This is a genomic window from Methylomonas lenta, assembly GCF_001644015.1.
Classification (GTDB): Bacteria; Pseudomonadota; Gammaproteobacteria; order Methylococcales; family Methylomonadaceae; genus Methylomonas; species Methylomonas lenta.
In genome coordinates, this window is sequence record NZ_LUUI01000152.1 from 1 (window position 1) to 22,812 (window position 22,812).

Sequence of the window (22,812 nt, forward strand, 5' to 3'; positions counted from 1 at the left end):
ATATGATATTTCATGCATACTCCTTAGTGGGGTTTAAGCTGACGTAACTGGTAATGCAAAACGGCCCAGGAACCTAACACAGCAAGCAGCGACGCAATCATTAACATCAGTATAAATTCAGAAAAACTTAAAAACAGCAGTTCAAATGAGCTGTTATACAGCGAGGAGAGTTTTTCAACCGGGCTTTCCAAAATAAGCAACATAATGGTAATGATCAACCAGGCGGAAAAGCCGGCGATAAAGCCCAACCAAAATCCAGTATACAAGAATGGCCGTTGAATAAAGGCGTGTGTAGCACCCACCAGCTTAGAAATAAGCACTTCATCCTGCCGATTGTGCAATTCCAGACGAATAGTGTTCCCGGTGATAAATGTTACCGCAAACCCCAGTAATATGCCGACCACTGTCACACCTCGACTGGCAATCATCATGATGGTTTGCAAGCGTTCCACCCACTGCATATCCACTTGCACAAACTCTACTTGGGGTATTTGTTTAAATTCCGCCAATAAATTATCGATAGCTTCTCGACTATCAAGAACGTCTTTCGGTAATACCTGTATCACATTTGGCAACGGGTTGTTATCCAATGCATTTAAAGCATCACCAAAACCACTATTGGCTTTAAATTCATCCATCGCCTGTTTTTTACTAATGAATTTGATCGTTTCAATATTGGTATTCTGCGCAAGTTGATCGGCCATTTTTTGGCCGGCAGTTTCCGTGACGTGCTCTTTTAAGAATAGCGACATCTGGTTGCTAGCTTGCAGGTTGCCTGTTAATTGCTGAATATTAGCTACCACTATATAAAAACAACCCGCTAACGAAATAGCTACGGCCAATACCAGTATGGTCATTGCCGATGTGAACGGTGCTCGACTTAATCGACCCAAGCTGGAAAATAAACCATGGGCATGATTAAGTAAATAGGCATGAAATTTTTCGACCAATCGCTGGCCGGTGCGCTTCCGGTGGGTTTGCTTCATAGTTAACACGGCAGCAAATGCCCTTGTTCAAGCGTTAATACTCGGTGACCAAGTTGGTTGATCAATTCAATATCATGGGTCGCTATCAAAACTGTAACCCCGACCTGGGTAAATTGCTCAAACATGTTCATCACCTCTGCTGATAAATCGGGATCGAGGTTACCTGTAGGCTCGTCGGCTAAAATGAGTTTAGGTTTGTTTACAATGGCTCTGGCAATACCCACTCGTTGTTGTTCGCCACCTGATAGCGCTAAAGGATGTTTGCGTTCTTTACCGAGCAACCCCACTTTATCCAGGGCGGCTCGCACCCGCCGAGAAATTTCCGGATGCGGGTAGCCTGATACAATTAATGGCAAGGCCACATTATCAAATACAGTCCTATCATTTAACAGCTTGTAATCCTGAAAGATCAAGCCCAAATTCCGGCGTAAATAAGGAATTCGACGTTCGCTGATCCGGCTAATGTCTTTGCCATCCAAAAAGACATTACCTCGAGTCGATTGCTCCATCATGGCGATGAGTTTCAATAACGTGCTTTTTCCAGCGCCGGAGCGACCGGTCAAAAATGCCATTTCGCCGCGACCCAAATTCAAGCTAACATCTACCAGCGCATCTCCTGCATCCGGGTAGCGCTTGCATACGTGTTCACATCTCAACATGCTGTTAGTCTTTCACAAACAAGGCGTCAACAAAAGTTTTCGCATCAAAATCTTGTAAATCTTCGATGGCTTCGCCGACACCGATAAATCTAATCGGAATCTTCAATTGATTAGCCAAGGCGAAGATTACCCCACCCTTTGCAGTGCCGTCCAGTTTTGTCAAAGCTAAACCGGTTAATCCTACAGATTGATTAAACAAACGCGCCTGTGATAACGCATTTTGCCCGGTGCCTGCATCCAGCACCAGCAACACTTCATGCGGCGCTGTGGTATCTAGTTTGGCCATAATACGTTTGATTTTAGTTAACTCTTCCATCAAATTAGATTTGGTATGCAATCGACCTGCTGTATCGGCGATCAGCACATCCACGCCTTTGGCTTTGGCAGACTGTAACGCATCGAAAATAACCGAGGCTGAATCTGCACCTGAGTGCTGCGCAACCACCTGCACATTATTACGTTCACCCCAGGCCTGCAATTGTTCTACTGCGGCAGCACGAAAAGTATCGCCAGCCGCCAGCATCACACTGTGTCCTTGCGCTTGTAGGCGATGTGCCAATTTACCTATCGAAGTAGTCTTACCTGCACCGTTAACACCCACCACTAAAATCACAAATGGGTCATCTTGTTTTGTGATGTGCAAAGGCTGACTACAAGGCTGCAACATATCAAACAAATTCTGCTTTAAAGCCTGACTTAGAGCCTCACCATCTTTTAACTGATCTTTTTCTAAATTCTCTGTTAAATGTTTGATAATTTCGCCGGTTGTTTCTATCCCCATATCAGCCATGATTAAGCTAGCTTCAACATCAGCCAGCAAGTCTCGCGTAACGGCATTTTGTCCAAAACTTAAACCGCTTAAAACACCGTCAATACTGCCTCTGGTTTTTTTGAGCTGCGTTTTAAGGCGCAGAAATAGCGACTCGGGCTCCAGCGGAATTGCCGGTTGCAGTACTTCTGATGGAATTTCCGGCAATATGTCAACATCTGCCTGTTCTTCAGCAGAAAGAGCATAGCGACTGAAAAAGATTATCCCCAGTATTGGTAGCATCAACAGAGCAGCAAATGCGTTATGCGCCACTGCCATTGCCAGAGGTACACCCTGCTTGACAGTAAAAATGCCCAATACAATCTGCACAAACAACAGAATACTCAACAGTACGCCACTGCGGCGCACTGGTCGGGGGTATTGTTCTGAGGTTGCAGACATCATCAGCAGGAACAACACGAAAAAGGTAATTAAAGCACCCACTCTGTGCAAGGCATGGATAGCGACTTTTGCAGCCACAGAGAATGTAGCTCCATCTTTAACAAAAAGATTAAACGCCTCGGCATAACCACTATCCGGTAGCCAATGGCCTTGGCAGCGTGGAAAGTCGGTACAAGCCAGTGCAGCATAATTACTGCTGACCCAACCACCTAACGCAATCTGCACAAACAGTATCAGCATGGCAAAAACTGCAAAAATTGCCGGCACAGACTTTTCAGTACGTAAGCGAATTTGTTGATGGGTGCGTAAATACGTCCAACTAAATGCCCAAAAGGTAATAAAGCCCAGTAGCAAATGCAGCGTCACCATCAGAGGCATCACTTTTAAATGCACTGTCCACATGCCTAATGCTGCTTGCGACGCCACTAATATCAGTAATAATGTAGACCAGGTTATCGCTGCGGCGCGCTGTTGTTTTAAACCGAAAGCCATCATCAGTAGGGCCAGCACAAAAACACCCAGTGCTCCTGCCAAATAACGATGCGTCATTTCTTTCCAGGCTTTCGCAGTGTCCAACGGGCTATCCGGAAATACAGACTCGGCATCCGCTTTGAACTGTGCGCTATTGCTGACGACGGCTTTGCCATAGCAACCTGGCCAATCGGGGCAACCGAGTCCGGCATCGGACAACCTAACATAGGCACCCATAACAATAACTAACAGCGCCAAAAAGGCGCAGAACAGAGTCAATTTTCTAAACATGTGTCTAACCGATTTGAGAGATTCTTAATAATTTGCTTAAGTCGTTTCTGACTTTGTAAGGATCGTAGTTGGTGGGATATTTCATCATCAGGTTACCCAAGGGGTCCATAATCAATAAACCACCCGGCTCATCTTTTGCGGACGTTTTGGCGATAATTTCCTTTAACTCAGCCGATGGCACTACTTTTAACAAACGAGCATCTTCTTGCCATTGTTTTGGCAAGGGTTGCTCGGCTTGATTATAAATCACGGCCAAACGACGGATGCGGGCAATATCTTTGCCCAACATTAAAGTAATTTGCTGGGTTTTATACAAGCCATCCTGGCAGGCTTCCGAACACTGAGCTTCTGGTAGTACATTGATTAAAACCCAATGTCCTTGCAACTGATTGATATTTTCTGCTGAAAAAGCATCGTAGCCGGCAAAGTCTTTCAACTCTGTGGGTAATGGTGGGCTGATCAAGTCGCCATTATTACTGCCCAATTTGACTTTTCCGGGGTTATCGGCCAAATACCAAGCAAAGGCAAATGGAATGATAGACATCGCAAATATCACCAAAATAGTGATGCGGTTTTTTTTATGCTGTTTATTCACTGCGTTTCTTAATGCTTATCCAAATAAATAGCGCCGTTAAGGTCAGCGCCAAACCGAACCATTGTACTGCATAGGCCTGATGTTTTTCAGGTGGGATTGGCGTATTCATCGTCCACTTTCGTTTATAGCCTTCTGCTGCAGTAGGGTCTAATTCAATCTGATAGTCGACCAACTGATAGCCCAATTTTTGCGATAACACCTTACTATCAATCACCTGCACGACAGAAGGCCAGGTTTCGGTAGGAATTTCAGCACCTTTCAGCTTTATGCCAACTGAGGGAAATTGATTAATACGACCAGCAAGTCGGACTTGCAGCTCTTTTATGTCAACTGCCGGTAATAAATTTCTATCCTTGCCTAATGCAACCCAACCACGATTAACCAGCACCGCCCTACTCTGCCCATCTAGGAATAAAGGCGTTAGCACAAAATAACCGTTTTTACCGTCAACTATTTGGTTATCCAGTAAAAACTGATGCGCATCATCATAGCGCCCTATTACTGTGGCATTTTGGTAACGTACTGCCTCGACAGTTGGTATCGTTTCTTGATTTAAGTTAATACTGGCAACACTCAAAGCCTGTGCTTGTTGAGTTAAAATCTGCTTTTTTTGTTCAGCGCGATCTAACTGCCAAAATCCCAAACTGCATAACAATGTTACCAACATCAAATAAACAGCCAAACCTATCCAGGAAAACTGAACGTGTCGGTTAAATAACATGAATTTCATAGAGCCTTTCGCAAACTGCGTTAAATTGATTGGCAAGATGCCTTGAATCATCCAGAATAACTAATCTTGTTTCTTATACCGATTTACCATGACTATAAATATTGTTGCTGTTATTTTTTTTATTGCCATCGTCGCCAGCTTAGGATCGGCAATGTTTCATCTAGTCAAGCGTGGTTCCGAAGAACAATCGCTTAAAACTGCACAAGCTCTAACCTATAGAATTGGCTTATCCCTGGTTTTATTCATTTTGTTATTTATTGCCTTTGCCGCCGGCATCTTCCAACCCAGCGGTATTGGCGCCAGAATCCAACAAATTCAATCAAGCAACACGGATCAACCCCAACCCAACCCCTAGCTTTACCCCAAAAAAAAAGCGCGAACCAATCGGAACGCGCTTTTTATCATTTTACAGACATTACAAAAGGTAAACAAAGACAAATAAGCCTAACCAGACTACGTCAACAAAATGCCAATACCAAGCCGCCGCTTCAAAGGCAAAATGGTTTTCCGGCGTAAAGTGTCCTCTCCAGCTTCTAAACAATATCACAGATAAAATGATCGCTCCGACGCAAACATGAAAACCATGAAAACCAGTTAACATGAAAAAGGTAGAGCCGTAAATTCCTGAGCCCAAGGTTAAACCCATTTCATGGTAAGCCTCATAGTACTCAATAGCTTGGCAAGTGACGAATAAAAACCCTAAACTAACGGTCGCTATCAAGCCTTTGATCAGTTGATCACGCTTTTTGGCTAACAAACCATGATGCGCCCAAGTACAGGTGACACCACTGGTTAGTAGTAACATGGTATTGATAAATGGCAATCCGAATGCACCCATAGCCTCATAATCGCCTCCGACATTGCCAGGCCCATTAGTTGGCCATATTGCTTGGAAAGCAGGCCATAATATGTCGTGCGTGGAACGACCGGGTCCGCTAAACGCACCACTGTCGCCCAAATGCGGTATCGAGATATTACGCGCATACCAAAGCGCGCCAAAAAATGCCCCAAAGAACATTACTTCGGAATAAATGAACCACATCATACCCATGCGATAGGAAATACCGACTTGGTGACTGTACATGCCGGATTCGCTTTCTTTCGATTGCAGTGTAAACCATAGTCCCAGCATGACAAGAAAAGCCAAAAAGCCAACCAGCATCATGCCCGGACCGATCGATGAGCCATTTAAATAGTTAGCAAACCCAGCCAGCATAAGCATCAAGCCAGCAGTTGCCATGATTGGCCAAACCGCCTTATGCGGGATGTAATAAGCATCGTGTGTAGACATAGCTTTCCCCTCTCAGTTTTCAGTATTATTAGTTAAATCAAAAAAAGTATATGACAGCGTAATGGTTTTATAGCGCTCTGGCAGTTTCGGATTCACCACAAACCTTACCGGCATGGTTTTTTCCTCGTGCGCTTCGAACGTCTGCAAACTAAAACAAAAACACTGTATTTTTTTAAAAAATTCTTCTGCAAGTCCCGGCGTTATACTGGGTATAGCTTGAGCCTTTATCGGTGTTGCTCGATGGTTTTTGGCATAAAAATTCACAGTGTAATATTGCCCAGGATGAACTTTTATACTGGAGGTTTCTACACGAAAATCCAACGGGGTAGATTCATTAACAGAAGTGACAAATTCAACAATCACTTCTCTATTTTCATCAACCACAAACTTTTGCTCAGCTTCAGCCGATTCCTGCAATTTAGCGTTTTGCCCTGTGAGATTACAAAGCACATCGTAGAGTGGCACCAAAGCATAGCCAAAGCCAAACATCAGCAGCGCCACTATAACCAGCTTTTTTACCAGCTTAGCGTTCTTCTGCTTCAATTCCTCACTCATTCCGATATCGCCTGCATTACCGCAAACACATAAATCGTAACCGCTACCGCAATTAAAATAACAGCGGTCAGGATATTTTTTTTCTTGGTATTCATTTTTTCAGCTTACCCCATTCAAACAGAATGGGGCAGCAGCCTCATTAATATGCAAGCTTAAAAATGCTCGGTTGGAATGACTTCCGGTGGAGTCGAAAATGTATGGTATGGCGCCGGTGAAGGCACAGTCCATTCCAATCCATGTTTACTAGCACCTTCCCATACTTCGTCCGTTACTTTTTCACCAGTACCACCACGAATAGTGTCAATGACAATATACACGAATAACAATTGACTAAAGCCATACATAAAGGCACCAATACTGGACACCATATTCCAATCAGCAAATTGGATTGCGTAATCAGGTATCCGGCGCGGCATACCTGCCAAGCCTAAAAAGTGCTGCGGGAAGAACAAAATATTCACTGAAACTGCCGATAGCCAGAAATGCAATTGACCGATTTTTTCGTTGTACATATGACCGGTCCATTTTGGCAACCAGTAATAACCCGCCGCCATCAGGATAAAGACCGAAGCAGGCACCAGCGTGTAATGAAAATGCGCCACAATAAAATAGCTGTCGTGATATTGAAAATCAAGCGGAGCAAGCGACATCATCAAACCAGTGAAGCCACCCAGTGTGAATAACACTACAAAAGCAATAGAAAACAACATGGGGGTTTCAAAAGTCATAGCCCCTTTCCACATGGTTGCAGTCCAGTTAAAGATTTTTACCCCAGTCGGAATAGCGATCAGCATGGTGGCATACATAAAGTACAACTCACCGGCAACGGGCAAACCCACGGTAAACATATGATGCGACCAGACGATGAATGACAAGAATGCAATCGCACCGGTTGCATAAACCATAGATGCATAACCGAATAAAGGTTTACGGGCAAAAACGGGAATGATGGTGGAAGCTACACCAAAAGTCGGCAGAATCATCACATATACTTCGGGATGTCCGAAGAACCAGAAAATATGTTGATACAACACCGGATCACCACCGCCAGCCGCATCGAAGAAGCTGGTGTCGAAGAAACGGTCAGTCAACAGCATGGTTACCGCACCGGCAAATACTGGCATGATGGCAATCAACAAGAACGCGGTAATCAACCAGGTCCAGACGAATAAAGGCATTTTCATCAGAGTCATGCCAGGGGCACGCATGTTGAAAATAGTGGCAATCACATTGATAGCACCCATGATGGATGAAACACCCAACATGTGTACAGCAAACACCGCGAATGGCATCGCATTGCCGGTTTGCAATACCAATGGTGGATAAAATGTCCAGCCAGCTGAAGGCGCGCCGCCTTCCATGAACAAGGTGCTGGCCATCAATAAAATACCCGCTACCAACATCCAGAAGCTCATGTTGTTCATACGCGGCAAGGCCATATCCGGCGCTCCGATCATCATCGGAATCATCCAGTTAGCCAAACCAACAAAAGCCGGCATCACCGCACCGAACACCATTACTAACGCATGCATGGTGGTCATCGAGTTAAAGAACTGTGGATCGACAAATTGCAATCCAGGCTCGAACAATTCGGCACGAATGATCAAAGCCATGGTACCGCCCACAAAGAACATAATCAGAGAGAACACCAAATACATGGTGCCTATGTCTTTATGATTGGTGGTAAATAACCATCTTAAAACGCCCTTTTCAGGACCATGATCGTGATGATCGTGATGATCATCATGTTCAGCTACGACAGCAGTCATACTTAATACCTCAACAAATATTAGAAAGTGAATTCAACCTGAGATTGTCTTTTTATTCAGATCCGGCGCTGCTTTCAGCTGAGACCTTCACGGGTTTGACCTCTCCAAACTCTTTGCACAATTGACCCGCATCTTCAATATCCGGGAACATATCGTCCAAATCATCCAGCGATAACATTTCGCAAGGTTGGAATTCATCGTTAACGTTATTTCCCAAATCTGCTGAATTCCTGATATAGGTAATCAATTGGGCCAAGTCGTTAGCGGGCAATTTTTTAAACGATGGCATTTTGCTGGTACCCGCTTGAATGAAACCGATTAACTGATCAATATTACCAGTCACTTTTTCACTACCAGATAGCGCAGGATACCAACCACTTATGCCTTTTCCATCGATTTGATGACAAGACACACAGTTTTTCAAATAGACCGATTCACCTTTAGCCATTAAAGACGCTCGGGTTTGTTTGCTTAAGTCAGCTGCTTGGTTTTGTTTATCCAGAGTTGCCTTCACCCAAGCATCATACTGTTCCTGCTCCATCGCGATGACGACTATCGGCATAAAACCATGGTCACGTCCACAAAGTTCGGTACATTGACCACGGTAAGTACCGGGTTTTTCAATATAAGTCCATGCGTCGTTGACAAAACCGGGGTTTGCGTCTTTTTTCCAACCTAATTCAGGTACCCACCAAGAATGAATTACATCAGCCGCAGTAAACAGAAAGCGGATTTTCTTTTTGGTTGGCACTACCAGCGGGTTGTCAACATTCAGCAAGTAGTTGGGGACTGAGCGCGGATCCATACCGCTAGTCCGATGCACTTTTTCACTGGCTTCATCCAGATGACTTTCGAAGTGAATGCCATTACCCAAATATTCGTAATCCCAGTACCATTGTTTACCGGTAACCTTGATACTCATTTCAGGTTCGACTACTTGATCCAGGTCAATCACCGCATAAGTGGCGGGGATAGCCAAAGCCACCAAAATTACAGTTGGGATAATGGTCCAAATAATCTCAACAGTGGTGTTTTCATGAAACTGCTCTGCTACATGGCCTTTGGATTTACGATGATGGAAAATTGAATAAAACATGGTACCAAACACCGCAACACCAATGAATACACAAATCCACAGCACTAACATATGCAGATCGTATATCTCATTACTGAGTTGCGTCACCCCTTTCATGAGGTTTAGTGTATAGGCCGCATGCGCAGTTCCGAGGCCCATGGCCATCAAAACCAAACACGCGAACAGTTGCTTTGTTTTCTTCACGGAGCAGCCTCCTCGATTGTAGTTATAAACTTGTATGCGTATATCTTATTGTAATCCAGCGACCTGCCCTCAAGCAGACTTACTCTTCCATTTACCAAAAGTTATCACAAATTAACCTGGAGATTCTAACCTATGACTCCTCGCTAAACCAGAAGAGCTTTTCCCGACATGTTAAACAACATAAAAAAAAGGCCCGCGAATACAACTATTCGCGGGCCTTTGTTTCTTAATATAAAACAATTTATTACTTTAACGCTGCCGAATAAGCCATATCAAAAGTAGGAATATGACTATCTAACCAACCTTTTACCATTTGCCCAACTTCGTCTGTCACATCGGCTTCACCCGCATGAAACTTTTTTTGTAAATCGGCACAAATACCCACTAAGGCAACATGCTCTGCTTTATGACGTTCGTAACCAGCAAAACCCTTGGCTACCATTTCTTTTTCTTCATGCGCAAAATGATCGACGACATAGGCAATTAATGCATCCAGCGACGCACCTATCGTAGCGCGGGCTGCACCACTGGTTGCTTCGTCATACAGTTTGTTTAAAAGATCAAACAGGACTTTATGCTCCTGATCGGCAAAGCCAACATCGGTACCATACTTTTCTGCAGTCCAGGTGATTAACGCCATAGCATACCTCCGAGTTATTTTTTTATTTAGGAGTTCGCATTTTCAATAAAAACCTTAAGAAAAATTTGATGTGAATCAACAATATTTCATGTTTATATTTTGACGTGCTCTGCTAAAAAATCAAAATCAGGATTTTCCAGATAAGGCAATACACCCAATAACGGCGCTTGAATAGTGTCCTGTATATAGCTTAAATTCGCAGCGAATGCTGGCATGTCCGCCTCCAACTGCACAGCTAACCAACCGGCACAATCCAGTTTTGCCTGACTTATGGCCTGATAGCTTAAACGAGCATGATTGATACATCCCAGCCGCATTCCCACCACTAATATCACTGGCAGCTGCAAAGCCGTTGCCAATTCGGCGTTATCCAATGCTTGCCCAAGCGGCGATAACCAACCGCCAGCTCCTTCTACCAAAGTACAATCGCTTAAGGTTTGCAATTTTTGAAATTGCTTCCGGATAACAGCTAGACTCACAGCTGTCTCACCGCATGCGATATGCGGCGAAACAGCTTGTTCGAAAGCATATGGATTGATTTGCTTATAGTCCAAGGCGATCGAAGCATATTGTTGCAGCCACATCGCATCCTGATTTTTCCAACCACCTTGATGCCATTCACAGCCTGCAGCGACTGGCTTCATACCCACCACTTTTTGTCCCTGCTGCTGCAAGGCATGCATTAAGGTAATAGTGGCCCAGGTTTTACCGACATTCGTATCGGTGCCGGTGATAAAAAATCCGCTTGCCATTTTAAATACTTGCCTTCACAAAAATGATTTCATAACTGGCAATTATGCCCTGCCCCGCCATTTGTGCAGGGTAATGCCTGATCATGTTTTTAAGTTGCGCTTTAGTGGTTGGCTTAGGATTTCTAAGCCGATTAACATTATGTGCGCCTATGCCTTTTAACTCACGCATCAGTGCTTCCACATCAGAATATACAGATTGATACAATTGGGTTTGCAGAGAAATCTGTTTAAACCCAGCTGCTTTTAGAAAATCATGAATCTGATCGGCTGAATGAAAAACATTTACATGGGTAAAATCATCCACTTTGGCCCAGGCAGACTTTAACTCCACCAAGGTTTCAGGCCCAAAAGTGGCAAAAATCAATTGACCTTGTTTATTTAGTACTCTTTTAAAATCAGCACAGATGGCTGGCAAATCCTCTGCCCACTGTAATGCTAGATTTGAAAATATTTGATCGATACTGTTACTGGCAATTGGCAATTTTTCTGCATCAGCACACAAATACTGCACCGGCATAGCCGGATATTTTCGGCGACTGGTTTGTAGCATCGGCAAGGCAATATCCAAGGCAATCATCTGCTTGCCGGAACAGGCTGTCGATAGCTGATGACTGATAAATCCGGTGCCACACCCCAAGTCTAATAACACGCCTGCAGACTTAGTTTGCGGAAACCGACACAGTAACTCCAATCCCACCTGTCTTTGCAAGCTAGCGAAGCCATCATAAGTTTCTGCTGCGGCGGCAAATGAGTGCCTAACTTTTGTTTTATCCAGATGCGCTTCGCTTGTCATAACATCGTATTGATTGCATCCTGCAACTGTTGCGGATGAGATAAAAATGGCGCATGACCCGCTCCCTCAAGCACGTGCAAACCAATATTCGGATTCAGTCGCTGTAGAGCTTGACTAGTTGCCAGCGGGATTAAAGTGTCTTTGTCGCCTAAAATCAGGCTCACGGGCAAATGATTTTCTTGTATAAACTGGCGCAAATCACTGTTTTTTAATATATCCAACCCAGCTTGCAGTGTCGCAATTTGTGGTGGCGGACACGCTTGCAATGCCAACTTTAAAGACTGTAACAATGCCTTACCGTGCGACAAACCATTTACTTGCAGCGCTAAAAATCGAATTAGGGTTTGCTGTACATCGGTTTTCAACAATTCGATAAACGCGTCCAGCACTTCAGATTTAACCCCCGGCCAATCGTCGGCTTGCACAAAGTGCGGATTACCCGCCAGCACTATCAGTTTTTGTACTCGTTCAGGATGACGTTCCGCCATAGACATAGCTACGGTGGCACCTAAAGACCAGCCCAACAAGATGAAATGTTGTACGGGTATCGCCTGCAGCAAGGCGTCGCCAATATTTTCCAAGCTAAAAGGCGTAACCACCTCACTATGTCCATGACCTGGTAAATCCAGACAAATGACTTGCCAATGCTGAGCCAGTTTTTCAGCAAACCCTCGCCAGACACCACTATGCATGGCCCAGCCATGAAGCATTACCAAAGGCTGGCCCTGCCCAATAACTTCAACATGGATTTTGGTCACGCGATCACCTTGCCCAAAGCATCCAGCAAAGCGTCGACTTGATGATATTCATGTTCAGCAGAAAATGTCACTCTTAAACGCGCAGTGCCAACCGGCACAGTCGGTGGCCGGATGGCCGACACCCAAAATCCTTGCGCCAACAAGGCGGCACTCATATCAACCGCTCGCTGGCTATCGCCTATCAATATGGGCTGAATTGCGGTAACAGAATCCATTAATTGCAAACCTTGCTGCTGAGCGCCAGCTTTGAACCGGCTAATCAAGTGCTGCAACTTTTCCCGCCGCCAAACTTCTGTTTGCAATAAACGCAGACTCACGCGGGTTGCCTCGGCAATCGCTGATGGCATCGCTGTAGTAAATACATAGCTTCTGGCTTTTTGGATCAACCATTCGATCAAGTCGTCAGAACCCGCCACAAAGGCCCCAAAAGTACCAAAGGCTTTACCCAAAGTACCCATCAGAATCGGCACATCATCTGTACTCAAGTCATAATGTTCAACAATGCCACCACCGGATTTTCCCAGCACACCCAGTCCATGTGCATCGTCTACCAATAAACCCGCTTGATATTGCTTAGCCAACTCGGCCAATCTTGGCATATCCGCCAAATCGCCATCCATGCTGAACACACCATCACTGACAATTAAAGCTTTACCGGTACAAGCGGCCAATTTTTCTTGTAAATCATTGTCTTCGAGATGCCGATAGCGTTGGAACTGCGCACGTGACAGTAATCCTCCATCCAACAGCGAGGCATGATTCAGCCTATCTTCCAGCACAGTATCGCTGCGTCCAACCAAAGCTGAAATCAGCCCCAGATTAGCCATGTAACCGGTGGAAAACAGCAAAGCCCTATGCCGACCGGTAAATTCAGCCAGTTCTTCTTCCAAGGCGTGATGCGCACTGCTATGACCGCAAATCAAATGCGCAGAACCGCTACCGACTCCGTATTGATCTGCGGCTTGTTTAAACCTAGCCACGACTTCAGGATGATTAGCCAAGCCCAGATAATCATTGCTGCAAAAATTGATGACTTGTTTGCCATCAACTTTTAACAATACACCTTGCGGACTATCGACCAGCCGACGACTTCGATAAAGACCTTGCTGTTTGAGTTGCGCTAATTGGCCTGCGATATCGTAAAAGCTATTAGCCATCAGGCGTAACTGGAGCCGCCCATACGCACACCCAAGCGATCAAATAATTGCTGATCGTGATTGGTCATCGGGTTATCGGTAGTCAGCAGCTTATCGCCATAGAAAATCGAGTTAGCGCCAGCCAGAAAACACAAAGCCTGCATTTCATCACTCATATCCTTGCGTCCGGCAGACAGACGCACCCGCGATTGCGGCATCAAAATCCTGGCTACCGCAATAGTGCGGACAAACTGCAAAGGGTCCAGCGACTCGATACCATGCAACGGCGTACCCTCGACTTGTACCAACATATTAATAGGTACGCTTTCCGGATGCTTGGGCATATTAACCAGTTGTAGCAACAATTTGGCCCGATCGACTGCCGACTCACCCATGCCGACGATACCGCCGCAGCAGACATTGATACCGGCATCGCGCACCCGACCCAAAGTATCCAATCTATCCTGATAGGTACGCGTGGTAATCACTTCAGAATAATAATCTTCGGAAGTATCCAGATTGTGATTGTAATAATCCAAACCACCGTCTTTTAGTGCCTGAGTTTGTTTGTCGGTTAGCATCCCCAAGGTCACGCAGGTTTCCAGCCCCATGGATTTGACACCTTGCACCATTTCCACCACTCGCTCAATATCACGATCTTTCGGGCTACGCCAGGCTGCACCCATACAAAACCTTGAGGCACCTTGATCTTTCGCCTGTTGCGCCGCTTTTAATACCGCATCCACAGGCATCAAGGCTTCCGGATTTAAATCGGAATCATAACGCGCACTTTGCGGACAATAGCCACAATCTTCGGAGCAAGAACCGGTCTTGATGCTCAATAAACTGCTAACCTGAATCTCATTAGGATCGAAATAAACCCTATGTACGGTTTGCGCTTTAAACAACAAGTCGTTAAACGGCATGGCAAATAAGGCTTCAATTTCAGCCAACTGCCAGTCGTGACGTAAGGGCGCATTGATTTTAATGGGTTCCGGTGTGATAGACATTCTGGTACTCTCCAAACAAACAGGCAATCTGCGAACTGGCGCTTATCAACCTTTTTAAAATATTTAAGTGAACAACTGGCTGAATATTATACAGAACAAATGTCTGCCGCTGCGCTGTATCTTATGCGGAGAGCCTGGCTTTGCCGGTCTGGATCTCTGCAAAGCCTGTTTTGACGATCTACCCGCAAACCATGCCTGCTGTTACCGTTGCGGAGTACACTTTGATATGGCCATACCTGCGCCTCAATTATGCGGACGCTGCCTAAAGATAGCGCCGGGTTTCGATGAAACTCATGCGCCTTTTCTGTATAACGACAGCTTGCGCTACCTGATAAGCCAGCTTAAGTTTCATCAAAACTATAAACATGCACGTTTGCTGGGAACTTTATTAGCTCAACATCTGATCCAAAGCGTGGAGTTACCCGAATGCATTATTCCGGTACCTTTGCATCGCAACCGTTACCGCGAACGCGGCTTTAATCAATCGATAGAAATCGCTCGTCATCTAGCCAAACAATTGTCGCTTCCGCTAGATTTGAATAGCTGTATCCGCAATAGAGACACTAAACACCAAACCGAGTTACCGGCCAAACAACGCCGGAAAAATATGCAACGGGCATTTACTGTGACACATACATTGAATTACCAGCACGTTGCTATTGTAGACGACGTTATGACTACCGGTGCGACCACTTCGGCGCTGGCAAAAGCATTAAAAGAACACGGCATAAGCCGGGTTGAGGTGTGGGTTTGCGCTCGGGCTTGATCTATTGAATAACTCACTCTGTAACCAACTTCCCAACCACATTTTCGCCAACGCTTTCAGGGATTGGTTGCACTAATCGACTCAGATTGCGATCTGCCCCTGAAGGCAAGGCAGCATCAGCGTTTGAGATCCAACCTGCGATATCTTTCCAGACCAGCGGCGCCTGAAGATCACGTAACAACATGTGATAGCCGTTGCTATAGTAGGCGATGGTTTTATTCTCATGCTGCTGAGACAACAGACCAATGACAAACTGTTTGGTGGGCTCCTGTGGCACGATTTCGTCTTTTTCGCCGTAAAGTAACAAGATTTGTGTATTCAGTTTCTCGGCCGAGCTTAATGCCGTATCCATTAAATTGACCAGACCATAAATCGCATCGACCCTGGTTTCTTTAATGATCAGCGGATCACGGCCCAGTGCCCGCAGCATTTCGATGTTATCCGACGGCATTACTGCCAACCCTTTACCCGTCAAGCTGAGCCAGGGTAGCGTGTGATACAAACTCCACAATAAAGACGTCTGATACCAAGGCATGGTTTGTCGTCCCCAAACCGCAGGTGCAGACAAAATAATACCGGCCACCTCGGGCTTTTCCGGACGCGTCATACTATCTATGACAATCGCCCCCCCCATGCTCTCCCCCAGCAAATATACTGGAACAGCCGGATGACGAGCTTTAATAAGCTTGGTAAATTGAGTTAAGTCCTTTGCATAAACATCATTACCAGCCCAAATACCGGTATTAGGACTGGCACCGAAACCACGCTGATCGTAGGTATAACTGGAAATTTGTTGTTGCTGCAAATATTCAGCAGCAGCGGCAAAGAACTGACGATAATCATTGAAACCATGCAGCGCAATAACAATCGCCTTAGGGTTAGCCGCAGCCCAACTACTTAATGGCAGCTCTGTGCCATCGGCAGTAATATAAGCCTGCTCAATCAGATGCCCGCAGCAGGCCGTCGATTCGGGATTGACCATCGCTGGCGTGCAGCCGTTAATCAGCAACAATACGCTTAATAACAGCAGCAATCGGCCTTTACTTGAGCAGAATAATTCGCAAAAAATGAATGACATAAACAACCACAATGCCTAGTTTACAAATTTAAATTTCAACAGCGTATTTGATATATCAGATGTACAAAACTTCTGCCAACTTGCTAGTAAAGTTTGACAGCTGCATTATATGCCTATAACCATTTCGGCACAGATTGAATTCTTCTGCATCGTTTCGGATTACAAGGAAAAGGTCAAGTTATTCGCGATGGTGATCTTCCTACATTACTTACCCCTTCACACCTCCCAGAATATCAATAGGGCAATTTAGAGGTAAAAGACTCTAAAGTTCAAAAAGGAATCGTAACCAGATAAGCAATATGCCTTTGTTTTATCAAAACTTATTATGGTTCAATGCTCGACTGCTTTACCTAGTCAATTAATTGACTAGAAATTCGGAGAAAAATATATCCCTGAAACCATCGCTGTTTTTAGTTTTGGCCAACGCCTCAGTGATTAGATCTTTCGTTTTGACCCGTAGCGCTTCGCGTTGTTCCATTGTTTCTAAATCAGCTCTAGGTATACCGCTCAGCATCAAAATTATTTCATGACGCAGCATGGGCATATTTTTTTTTATTTTTTCCACATTTTCGGCACCCTCTACCAATAACTGCACTTTTACAAGTAGATATTTTTTAGGTTCAGCCAGGTTCACGGTAAATTTTGGCGTCATTTCTATATATTCAATGACAGGACCCTCCTCAGCTTCTTTTTTATCATCCCCGGCGAAACCGATCATCGGCATCAGTATTAGAGCGACCAATAAAATAAGTTTTTGCATACTGTTTCCTCCTATAATGCGGAAATTAATTGCCTTACAGTATATCTATTTTCACCCTATACCACCATGAGACGACACCCTATCGGCCCGGTCATGATAGACCTGGAAGGCCACGAACTATCCCCGCTGGACAAGGAAAAAATCAATCACCCCAATACCGGCGCCTTGATTTTATTTGCCAGAAACTATGATAATCCTGAACAAATACAAGCTTTAATCAAAGCCGTTCGCGTTGCCCGCAAAGGCGATATTTTGCTTGCTGTGGACCAGGAAGGTGGTCGGGTACAGCGCTTTCAAAATGGATTTACCCGTCTACCGCCTGCCGCATGTTATGCAGAACAACCCGAACTGGCTGAAGCTGCTGGCTGGCTGCTGGCTGCAGAAGTGTTAGCCGTTGACGTAGATTTCAGTTTCGCGCCCGTTTTGGATGTTGATTGCGGCATTAGCCAAATTATCGGCAACCGTTCATTTTCCATGGATGCTGAGCAAGCCGCGCAATTAGCTGCCGCTTTTCGTAAAGGTATGCGCTCAGCAGGCATGGCTGCCACAGGCAAGCATTTTCCCGGTCATGGTGGCGTAGCTGCGGACTCACACTTAGCCTTACCCATCGATACCAGGTCATTGAGTGAAATCCGTGCCAAAGATTTGCTGCCTTTTCAGCGCCTGATTGATGAAGGACTGGAAGCCATCATGCCAGCACATGTGATTTATCCTGAGGTTGACGACATGCCGGCCGGCTTTTCCAGCATCTGGTTGAAACAAATATTACGTGGAGAACTGGGCTTCGATGGAGCTATTTTTAGCGATGACTTAAGCATGGAAGCTGCGGCCGGCGTAGGTGATTTCATGGATCGCGCCCAGCTGGCACAGCAAGCCGGCTGCGACATGTTGCTGGTGTGTAATAATCCTGCTGCTGCCGAACAGGTGTTGGATCGATTGCCCGTCAGCCAAAACAGTGATCGCGAGCGTCGCTTACAAGCGATGCGCGGACGTGGACAATTCAATCGGCAAGCATTATTTAAAACCGAACAATGGCAGCAAGTCTCTGCGCAAATCAAACAATTGACTGAAACCCATGCTTAACGAAATCAAACAAATCGAACAGGACGCCGTATTACTGCATGATGAACAGGCCGTGGAAGCAGCGCTGGACAAAATGGCTATCGAAATCACTCATCAGCTGACCGACAAAAATCCGCTTATCTTATGCGTCATCAACGGCGGCATCATTGCAACAGGCAAACTGCTGCCACGCTTGAAATTTCCGCTGACACTGGACAGCATCCACGCCAGTCGTTATCGAAACCAAACCTCAGGCAGTGAGATTCACTGGCTATTTAAACCGTCCACACCTTTAAAAGGGCGCAATGTGTTGATCGTGGATGACATATTGGACGAAGGCCATACATTAAAAGCCCTGGTCGATTGGTGTCAGCAACAGGCAGCCACATCAGTTTATAGCGCAGTATTACTGGATAAGGATTTAGGCTGCGAAAAACCCATACAGGCTGACTTTGTAGGTTTACAGGTTGCCAATCATTATTTGTTTGGTTACGGCATGGATTACAAAGGCTACCTTAGAAACGCAACCGGCATATACGCCTGCAAGGAACTCTAATGACATTAGCAATTATAGGCGGCACGGGTTTAACTCAAATCAGTGACTTGGACATTACCGGCCAGCAAACTCTGGACACTCCCTACGGCAAGCCTTCCGCAGATTATGTGTTTGGGGAAATGAACGGCAAAAAACTGATCTTTTTAGCTCGCCATGGCAATCCGCATCGTATCCCGCCGCACAAGATAAATTATCGCGCCAATATCTGGGGACTGAAACAACTGGGTGTAACCGACATTGTCGCAGTGGCAGCGGTAGGTGGCATAGCTAAGCAGATGGCGCCGGGCCATTTGGCTATTCCGGATCAAATTATCGATTACAGCTATGGCCGTGAACATACTTTTTTTGCCGATAATCTGGAGCATGTCAACCATATCGATTTTAGCGAACCCTATTCCGCCCTGCTTCGCAAGCGCATCATTCAGGCTGCTCACAATGCCGACATCATGATTACCGCAAGCGGTACTTACGGTTGCACCCAAGGGCCACGGCTGGAAACCATTGCCGAAATCAGACGCATGGCGCAAGACAAATGCGATTTGGTTGGTATGACAGGCATGCCGGAAGCCTCATTGGCGCGAGAACTGGAAATCAATTATGCCAATTTATCGGTGGTAGCTAATTGGGGTGCCGGCATTGTGCCCGGGGAAATTACCATGGCAGAAATTGAAAAGAATCTGCAAGTCGGGATGAGTAAAGCGATTGCGTTATTACAAGCCATTACTTTATTGCCTGATTTAACGCTGGTGTAACTGATTCAACAGTGTGTAATAGAGGCTCCCCTTGCCTTGTTTCGTCAGGACAAGGGGAGTGAAGATCAAGCACTATCATCAATCAACTTTATCGATACGATATCGGTAAAACATGACATTCAGAAAAATCTTATACTTCCCGAATGTCTACGATCAAATTACTTTTGGGCACCACCCAGGTGAATTACATCATTACGGTAAGCTGAATTACTTGAGTCTTCAGCAATATTCTTTGCGGCAGTTACATATTTGTCATGCTCTGCATTCTTAACCAACAGAACGGTTCCTATGGACATGACGATTGCCAAAGCGATATAGAGCCAAAAATTATCTTTTTCTTGTACTTCACTCATCACAATACCTTCCTTTTGTTAGCCTGTAAAAATAGCGTTGAATATTCAACGGTTGCTACAATAGCAAAACAAAAATTGGATTTTTTGATTTACATCAATATTTATAAGGTTTTTTAAAATCCATGCATCGACGAAGCTTTATGCGAAATATCGCCACTCTGACAGCTAGCGCATCGCTTTTTCATGCGAAGCTTGCTGATGCAACTTGGCTCGCTCAGCATTTCTCTAGTAGCGAATTTTCAACTCTTTTTGATCAGTTGTTTGCCGGCCACACCATTATCGACAGCCATGAAGTCAACATTAGCCTGCCGGAGATTGCTGAAAATGGTGCCGTGGTACCCATCACAATCAGTAGCAGCCTAGATCACATCGACAAAATTTATATTTTGGTTGAAAAAAATCCGACGCCATTGGCATGCGAATTCGAATTGTCCAAGGATGTCGTGGTTTACATCACGGCACGCATTAAAATGGCGGAAAGTTGCAATGTCGTGATCATTGCACAGCAAGAGGATTATCTACTACGTAATCAAAAATGGGTAACCGTCATGCAAGGCGGTTGTGGGACAGGCTGATGGCGTCGAGTATAAAAATCAGAAGCCAACAACTGGATGATTACACTGAAATCAAAGTGTTGCTGAGCCACCCCATGGAAAATGGGCGTAACCGGGATGTAAACGGTATTTTGATCCCAGCACATTTCATACAAGAGATGATCATCGAACTAAACAACAAAACTATCATTACTGCTGATTTAGGTGGCAGCGTGTCAAAAAACCCATTTTTTACCTTTCGGTTAAAAAATGGCAACAGCGGACAACCGTTGACTGTGCGCTGGATTGATAATCTCGGCCAGAGTGACAGCGCCGAACTTATCCTTGAATAAAACCCCTATAGACAGCTAATTTGGGCACTTTGATTGCACGCACTGACCACTTTAAAGCTCAAGTGCTCCGAGGTAAACCTAGCAGTTAAATCCTGCAGCAATGCAGCTGCACGTTCCGGACTGTCCACCGCACAAAACCCAGTTGGCCCCCAGGACGTTTGACCGATCGCCACTGCACCTTGCTGTTGCAACCAAGCCATTGCCGCTGCCACTTTCGAACTGGCAAACACCCCGCCCTGAACCGGTGCAAAATGTTGACCTACAGAGACTTGCAACTGGGTGATCACCTCACCAAACAAAGGCAGGTTATGTTCGGCCAAAGCCGGCAACGCCTGCATTAGCAATAAATAGGCTAAGCGCTCGGCTTCCGCACGCGGAAAAGGCGGCAGCTGTTTGAAAGCGCTAACTTCCTGTTCGCCATGCAAACCTTGTCCACGTGAATCAAAGGCTAAAATGAAACGCCAATTTTCAGGTACCAGCATTTGCGATAACAACGGTGGTGTTTGAGTGTCGGGACCTCGGCCGCCATCAACAACCAGCCCACCCTGTTCGAACACACCTATGCCAATGCCGGAACGTGCGCCACGATCAGTCAGCGCTGCAATTTCCCGCACACTCAAGCCTAAATCATACAAAGCATTAAGTCCGGCACCGATCGCCAAAGACATTTGGGTACCAGACCCCAGACCAATATGTTCTGGAATTGCGCTAATCAGTGAAATTTGGATTTGATCAGAAATATTTAACAGCTGACAAAGCTGTTGAGTCGCTTTAACAGCGCGTTCACTACCAGGACCAATGACGTTCAACCGATCAGTGCTGGTAAGGGTGAGATGGGTTTGGATATCATTCAAGCTCACCCCGATGCTGCCAAAATGCCGACCCAGTGCGCCGCTTAAATCAACAAAACCCATGTGTAATCGTGCCGGCGCTATAACAGTAACTTTTTCGTAATGCGGTTTCAAAACCTCAGTTCCCCTATTTCATCAAGGAAACATTATAACGAATGCTCAAATTCAACCGAGATAAAATCCGCCACTTGGATTAAATTTACTAAGACTCGGTTGGCTTGGCGCGCAGCATGTTCATCGGCAGGTAGACAGGATGGTACAAAAATACAGGGGCAATTTGCGGCTACCGCAGCAGCTACTCCGACCGGCGAATCTTCCAGCACCAGACAATCTTTGCTCGCAAAACCCAATTCATCGGCAGCCTTCAGGAAAACATCGGGGGCTGGTTTGGGGGTTTCTACATCATCACGGGTAATGATGCAGGAAAAAACGCCCGTTAAACCTGCATAATTCAGACATTGCTCTACATCTTGTCGTCGGCTATTGGTAGCCAGACAAAACGGTAATTTCAAATCACAAATCCTCTGCATCAACAAAAAAAAACCGGTTTTAACCGGTATGCCGTACTGTTGCACTTGCTGCTGCCAAGCTTGATTACTTAAGGCATAAAAACGCCGGATATCAAAATCAACCCCAAAATGCGCGATCAACCGCTGACGAATAAGAGTGCCGGGTGCCCCAGAAAGTGAATCGCAAAATTGATCATTTAAACTAAAACCCATTTGACTCGCAGCTTGTTGCCAAGCTGCGAAATAGCCGGTTTCACTATCCAGCACCAAGCCATCCATATCAAAAATAATAGCCTTGAAATCCAAAGTGACGC

General features: G+C 45.4%; 27 protein-coding genes. 7 read left to right on the forward strand and 20 right to left on the reverse strand.

The window, feature by feature from the left end; translation table 11 throughout:
* Nucleotides 1–23: 23 nt before the first annotated feature.
* From ftsX to A1359_RS18925, 5 genes are read right to left on the reverse strand one after another with little or no spacing between them, the layout of a single operon-like run.
* Nucleotides 24–986: a permease-like cell division protein FtsX gene (ftsX, locus tag A1359_RS18905; RefSeq protein WP_066987054.1), complete on the reverse strand. Its 963-nt coding sequence runs from the start codon at nt 984–986 to the stop codon at nt 24–26.
* A gap of 2 nt (nt 987–988) precedes the next feature.
* Entirely contained in the window at nt 989–1,645 is a 657-nt protein-coding gene (ftsE, locus tag A1359_RS18910; protein ID WP_066987057.1) for a cell division ATP-binding protein FtsE, read from the reverse strand.
* A 4-nt stretch (nt 1,646–1,649) separates the two neighbouring features.
* On the reverse strand, nt 1,650–3,617 hold the full coding sequence (ftsY, locus tag A1359_RS18915; protein ID WP_066987060.1) for a signal recognition particle-docking protein FtsY: 1,968 nt from the start codon (nt 3,615–3,617) through the stop codon (nt 1,650–1,652).
* A 4-nt stretch (nt 3,618–3,621) separates the two neighbouring features.
* The gene (locus A1359_RS18920) at nt 3,622–4,212 is read right to left on the reverse strand and encodes a hypothetical protein (protein ID WP_066987063.1); all 591 of its coding nucleotides are present in this window, start codon (nt 4,210–4,212) and stop codon (nt 3,622–3,624) included.
* A complete protein-coding gene (locus A1359_RS18925) occupies nt 4,205–4,942 on the reverse strand; it encodes an SURF1 family protein (protein ID WP_066987195.1) in 738 nt (245 codons plus the stop codon). Before A1359_RS18925 ends, A1359_RS18920 begins: the two co-directional genes overlap by 8 nt.
* Before the next feature lie 88 nt (nt 4,943–5,030).
* On the opposite strand from A1359_RS18925, the gene A1359_RS18930 reads away from it, so the two are divergent.
* Entirely contained in the window at nt 5,031–5,297 is a 267-nt protein-coding gene (locus A1359_RS18930) for a twin transmembrane helix small protein (RefSeq protein WP_066987066.1), read from the forward strand.
* 60 nt (nt 5,298–5,357) lie between these two features.
* Here the strand turns inward: A1359_RS18930 and A1359_RS18935 are convergent, their stop codons facing one another.
* From A1359_RS18935 to bioB, 10 genes are all read right to left on the reverse strand, one after another.
* Nucleotides 5,358–6,233, reverse strand: a complete 876-nt coding sequence (locus tag A1359_RS18935) for a cytochrome c oxidase subunit 3 (protein WP_066987070.1) — start codon at nt 6,231–6,233, stop codon at nt 5,358–5,360.
* A gap of 12 nt (nt 6,234–6,245) precedes the next feature.
* A complete protein-coding gene (locus A1359_RS18940) occupies nt 6,246–6,788 on the reverse strand; it encodes a cytochrome c oxidase assembly protein (protein ID WP_066987073.1) in 543 nt (180 codons plus the stop codon).
* 152 nt (nt 6,789–6,940) lie between these two features.
* On the reverse strand, nt 6,941–8,557 hold the full coding sequence (gene ctaD / locus A1359_RS18945) for a cytochrome c oxidase subunit I (protein ID WP_066987075.1): 1,617 nt from the start codon (nt 8,555–8,557) through the stop codon (nt 6,941–6,943).
* Nucleotides 8,558–8,609: 52 nt separating this feature from the next.
* Nucleotides 8,610–9,836, reverse strand: a complete 1,227-nt coding sequence (coxB, locus tag A1359_RS18950; RefSeq protein ID WP_083960728.1) for a cytochrome c oxidase subunit II — start codon at nt 9,834–9,836, stop codon at nt 8,610–8,612.
* Nucleotides 9,837–10,080: 244 nt separating this feature from the next.
* Complete coding sequence (locus A1359_RS18955; protein WP_066987078.1) at nt 10,081–10,476, reverse strand: bacteriohemerythrin; 396 nt, start codon at nt 10,474–10,476, stop codon at nt 10,081–10,083.
* Between the two features lie 92 nt (nt 10,477–10,568).
* Nucleotides 10,569–11,228: a dethiobiotin synthase gene (gene bioD, locus A1359_RS18960; RefSeq protein WP_066987080.1), complete on the reverse strand. Its 660-nt coding sequence runs from the start codon at nt 11,226–11,228 to the stop codon at nt 10,569–10,571.
* A gap of 1 nt (nt 11,229) precedes the next feature.
* Nucleotides 11,230–12,021: a malonyl-ACP O-methyltransferase BioC gene (bioC, locus tag A1359_RS18965; protein WP_066987083.1), complete on the reverse strand. Its 792-nt coding sequence runs from the start codon at nt 12,019–12,021 to the stop codon at nt 11,230–11,232.
* On the reverse strand, nt 12,018–12,779 hold the full coding sequence (gene bioH, locus A1359_RS18970; RefSeq protein WP_083960729.1) for a pimeloyl-ACP methyl ester esterase BioH: 762 nt from the start codon (nt 12,777–12,779) through the stop codon (nt 12,018–12,020). Before bioH ends, bioC begins: the two co-directional genes overlap by 4 nt.
* Nucleotides 12,776–13,936: an 8-amino-7-oxononanoate synthase gene (gene bioF / locus A1359_RS18975; RefSeq protein WP_066987085.1), complete on the reverse strand. Its 1,161-nt coding sequence runs from the start codon at nt 13,934–13,936 to the stop codon at nt 12,776–12,778. The genes bioH and bioF overlap by 4 nt, the downstream gene beginning before the upstream one ends.
* The gene (bioB, locus tag A1359_RS18980; protein WP_066987088.1) at nt 13,936–14,925 is read right to left on the reverse strand and encodes a biotin synthase BioB; all 990 of its coding nucleotides are present in this window, start codon (nt 14,923–14,925) and stop codon (nt 13,936–13,938) included. The genes bioF and bioB overlap by 1 nt, the downstream gene beginning before the upstream one ends.
* Before the next feature lie 67 nt (nt 14,926–14,992).
* On the opposite strand from bioB, the gene A1359_RS18985 reads away from it, so the two are divergent.
* Nucleotides 14,993–15,691: a ComF family protein gene (locus A1359_RS18985; protein ID WP_066987091.1), complete on the forward strand. Its 699-nt coding sequence runs from the start codon at nt 14,993–14,995 to the stop codon at nt 15,689–15,691.
* Nucleotides 15,692–15,704: 13 nt separating this feature from the next.
* Here A1359_RS18985 and A1359_RS18990 read toward each other — a convergent pair whose 3' ends face one another.
* Both A1359_RS18990 and A1359_RS18995 read right to left on the reverse strand, forming a co-directional pair.
* The gene (locus A1359_RS18990; RefSeq protein WP_066987094.1) at nt 15,705–16,769 is read right to left on the reverse strand and encodes an alpha/beta hydrolase; all 1,065 of its coding nucleotides are present in this window, start codon (nt 16,767–16,769) and stop codon (nt 15,705–15,707) included.
* A gap of 358 nt (nt 16,770–17,127) precedes the next feature.
* On the reverse strand, nt 17,128–17,529 hold the full coding sequence (locus tag A1359_RS18995) for a flagellar basal body-associated FliL family protein (RefSeq protein WP_066987097.1): 402 nt from the start codon (nt 17,527–17,529) through the stop codon (nt 17,128–17,130).
* A 66-nt stretch (nt 17,530–17,595) separates the two neighbouring features.
* Here A1359_RS18995 and nagZ point away from each other — a divergent pair, with 66 nt between their 5' ends.
* The 3 genes from nagZ to A1359_RS19010 are packed head-to-tail and all read left to right on the forward strand — an operon-like array spanning nt 17,596 to nt 19,899.
* Entirely contained in the window at nt 17,596–18,612 is a 1,017-nt protein-coding gene (gene nagZ / locus A1359_RS19000) for a beta-N-acetylhexosaminidase (protein WP_232322380.1), read from the forward strand.
* Complete coding sequence (locus A1359_RS19005) at nt 18,605–19,147, forward strand: hypoxanthine-guanine phosphoribosyltransferase (protein WP_066987103.1); 543 nt, start codon at nt 18,605–18,607, stop codon at nt 19,145–19,147. The genes nagZ and A1359_RS19005 overlap by 8 nt, the downstream gene beginning before the upstream one ends.
* Nucleotides 19,147–19,899 (forward strand): S-methyl-5'-thioinosine phosphorylase, encoded by a 753-nt coding sequence (locus A1359_RS19010; RefSeq protein WP_066987106.1) that lies wholly within the window; start codon nt 19,147–19,149, stop codon nt 19,897–19,899. Before A1359_RS19005 ends, A1359_RS19010 begins: the two co-directional genes overlap by 1 nt.
* A gap of 158 nt (nt 19,900–20,057) precedes the next feature.
* On the opposite strand, the gene A1359_RS19015 is transcribed toward A1359_RS19010, so the two are convergent.
* Nucleotides 20,058–20,252: a hypothetical protein gene (locus A1359_RS19015; RefSeq protein ID WP_066987109.1), complete on the reverse strand. Its 195-nt coding sequence runs from the start codon at nt 20,250–20,252 to the stop codon at nt 20,058–20,060.
* 122 nt (nt 20,253–20,374) lie between these two features.
* Between A1359_RS19015 and soxY the strand changes: the two genes are divergently transcribed.
* Both soxY and soxZ read left to right on the forward strand, forming a co-directional pair.
* Nucleotides 20,375–20,827 carry a thiosulfate oxidation carrier protein SoxY gene (gene soxY, locus A1359_RS19020; RefSeq protein ID WP_066987112.1) on the forward strand — a complete coding sequence of 151 codons (453 nt, stop codon included), beginning with the start codon at nt 20,375–20,377 and terminating at the stop codon, nt 20,825–20,827.
* Nucleotides 20,827–21,138, forward strand: a complete 312-nt coding sequence (gene soxZ, locus A1359_RS19025) for a thiosulfate oxidation carrier complex protein SoxZ (RefSeq protein WP_066987115.1) — start codon at nt 20,827–20,829, stop codon at nt 21,136–21,138. The genes soxY and soxZ overlap by 1 nt, the downstream gene beginning before the upstream one ends.
* A gap of 5 nt (nt 21,139–21,143) precedes the next feature.
* Here the strand turns inward: soxZ and A1359_RS19030 are convergent, their stop codons facing one another.
* Together A1359_RS19030 and A1359_RS19035 are read right to left on the reverse strand one after the other, a co-directional pair.
* The gene (locus A1359_RS19030) at nt 21,144–22,103 is read right to left on the reverse strand and encodes a beta-ribofuranosylaminobenzene 5'-phosphate synthase family protein (RefSeq protein ID WP_066987118.1); all 960 of its coding nucleotides are present in this window, start codon (nt 22,101–22,103) and stop codon (nt 21,144–21,146) included.
* 32 nt (nt 22,104–22,135) lie between these two features.
* Complete coding sequence (locus tag A1359_RS19035) at nt 22,136–22,804, reverse strand: HAD family hydrolase (RefSeq protein WP_083960730.1); 669 nt, start codon at nt 22,802–22,804, stop codon at nt 22,136–22,138.
* Nucleotides 22,805–22,812: the final 8 nt, after the last annotated feature.

Coding starts and splice junctions, on each gene's coding strand:
- ftsX (WP_066987054.1), bottom strand. CDS start 986: ATGAAGCAAACCCACCGGAAGCGCACCGGCCAGCGATTGGTCGAAAAA.
- A1359_RS18940 (WP_066987073.1), bottom strand. CDS start 6,788: ATGAGTGAGGAATTGAAGCAGAAGAACGCTAAGCTGGTAAAAAAGCTG.
- A1359_RS19005 (WP_066987103.1), top strand. CDS start 18,605: ATGCTTAACGAAATCAAACAAATCGAACAGGACGCCGTATTACTGCAT.
- bioB (WP_066987088.1), bottom strand. CDS start 14,925: ATGTCTATCACACCGGAACCCATTAAAATCAATGCGCCCTTACGTCAC.
- nagZ (WP_232322380.1), top strand. CDS start 17,596: ATGAGACGACACCCTATCGGCCCGGTCATGATAGACCTGGAAGGCCAC.
- bioD (WP_066987080.1), bottom strand. CDS start 11,228: ATGGCAAGCGGATTTTTTATCACCGGCACCGATACGAATGTCGGTAAA.
- bioF (WP_066987085.1), bottom strand. CDS start 13,936: ATGGCTAATAGCTTTTACGATATCGCAGGCCAATTAGCGCAACTCAAA.
- A1359_RS18925 (WP_066987195.1), bottom strand. CDS start 4,942: ATGAAATTCATGTTATTTAACCGACACGTTCAGTTTTCCTGGATAGGT.
- soxZ (WP_066987115.1), top strand. CDS start 20,827: ATGGCGTCGAGTATAAAAATCAGAAGCCAACAACTGGATGATTACACT.
- A1359_RS18990 (WP_066987094.1), bottom strand. CDS start 16,769: ATGTCATTCATTTTTTGCGAATTATTCTGCTCAAGTAAAGGCCGATTG.
- A1359_RS18955 (WP_066987078.1), bottom strand. CDS start 10,476: ATGGCGTTAATCACCTGGACTGCAGAAAAGTATGGTACCGATGTTGGC.
- ctaD (WP_066987075.1), bottom strand. CDS start 8,557: ATGACTGCTGTCGTAGCTGAACATGATGATCATCACGATCATCACGAT.
- soxY (WP_066987112.1), top strand. CDS start 20,375: ATGCATCGACGAAGCTTTATGCGAAATATCGCCACTCTGACAGCTAGC.
- A1359_RS19010 (WP_066987106.1), top strand. CDS start 19,147: ATGACATTAGCAATTATAGGCGGCACGGGTTTAACTCAAATCAGTGAC.
- A1359_RS19015 (WP_066987109.1), bottom strand. CDS start 20,252: ATGAGTGAAGTACAAGAAAAAGATAATTTTTGGCTCTATATCGCTTTG.
- ftsY (WP_066987060.1), bottom strand. CDS start 3,617: ATGTTTAGAAAATTGACTCTGTTCTGCGCCTTTTTGGCGCTGTTAGTT.
- A1359_RS18930 (WP_066987066.1), top strand. CDS start 5,031: ATGACTATAAATATTGTTGCTGTTATTTTTTTTATTGCCATCGTCGCC.
- A1359_RS18995 (WP_066987097.1), bottom strand. CDS start 17,529: ATGCAAAAACTTATTTTATTGGTCGCTCTAATACTGATGCCGATGATC.
- ftsE (WP_066987057.1), bottom strand. CDS start 1,645: ATGTTGAGATGTGAACACGTATGCAAGCGCTACCCGGATGCAGGAGAT.
- bioC (WP_066987083.1), bottom strand. CDS start 12,021: ATGACAAGCGAAGCGCATCTGGATAAAACAAAAGTTAGGCACTCATTT.
- A1359_RS18935 (WP_066987070.1), bottom strand. CDS start 6,233: ATGTCTACACACGATGCTTATTACATCCCGCATAAGGCGGTTTGGCCA.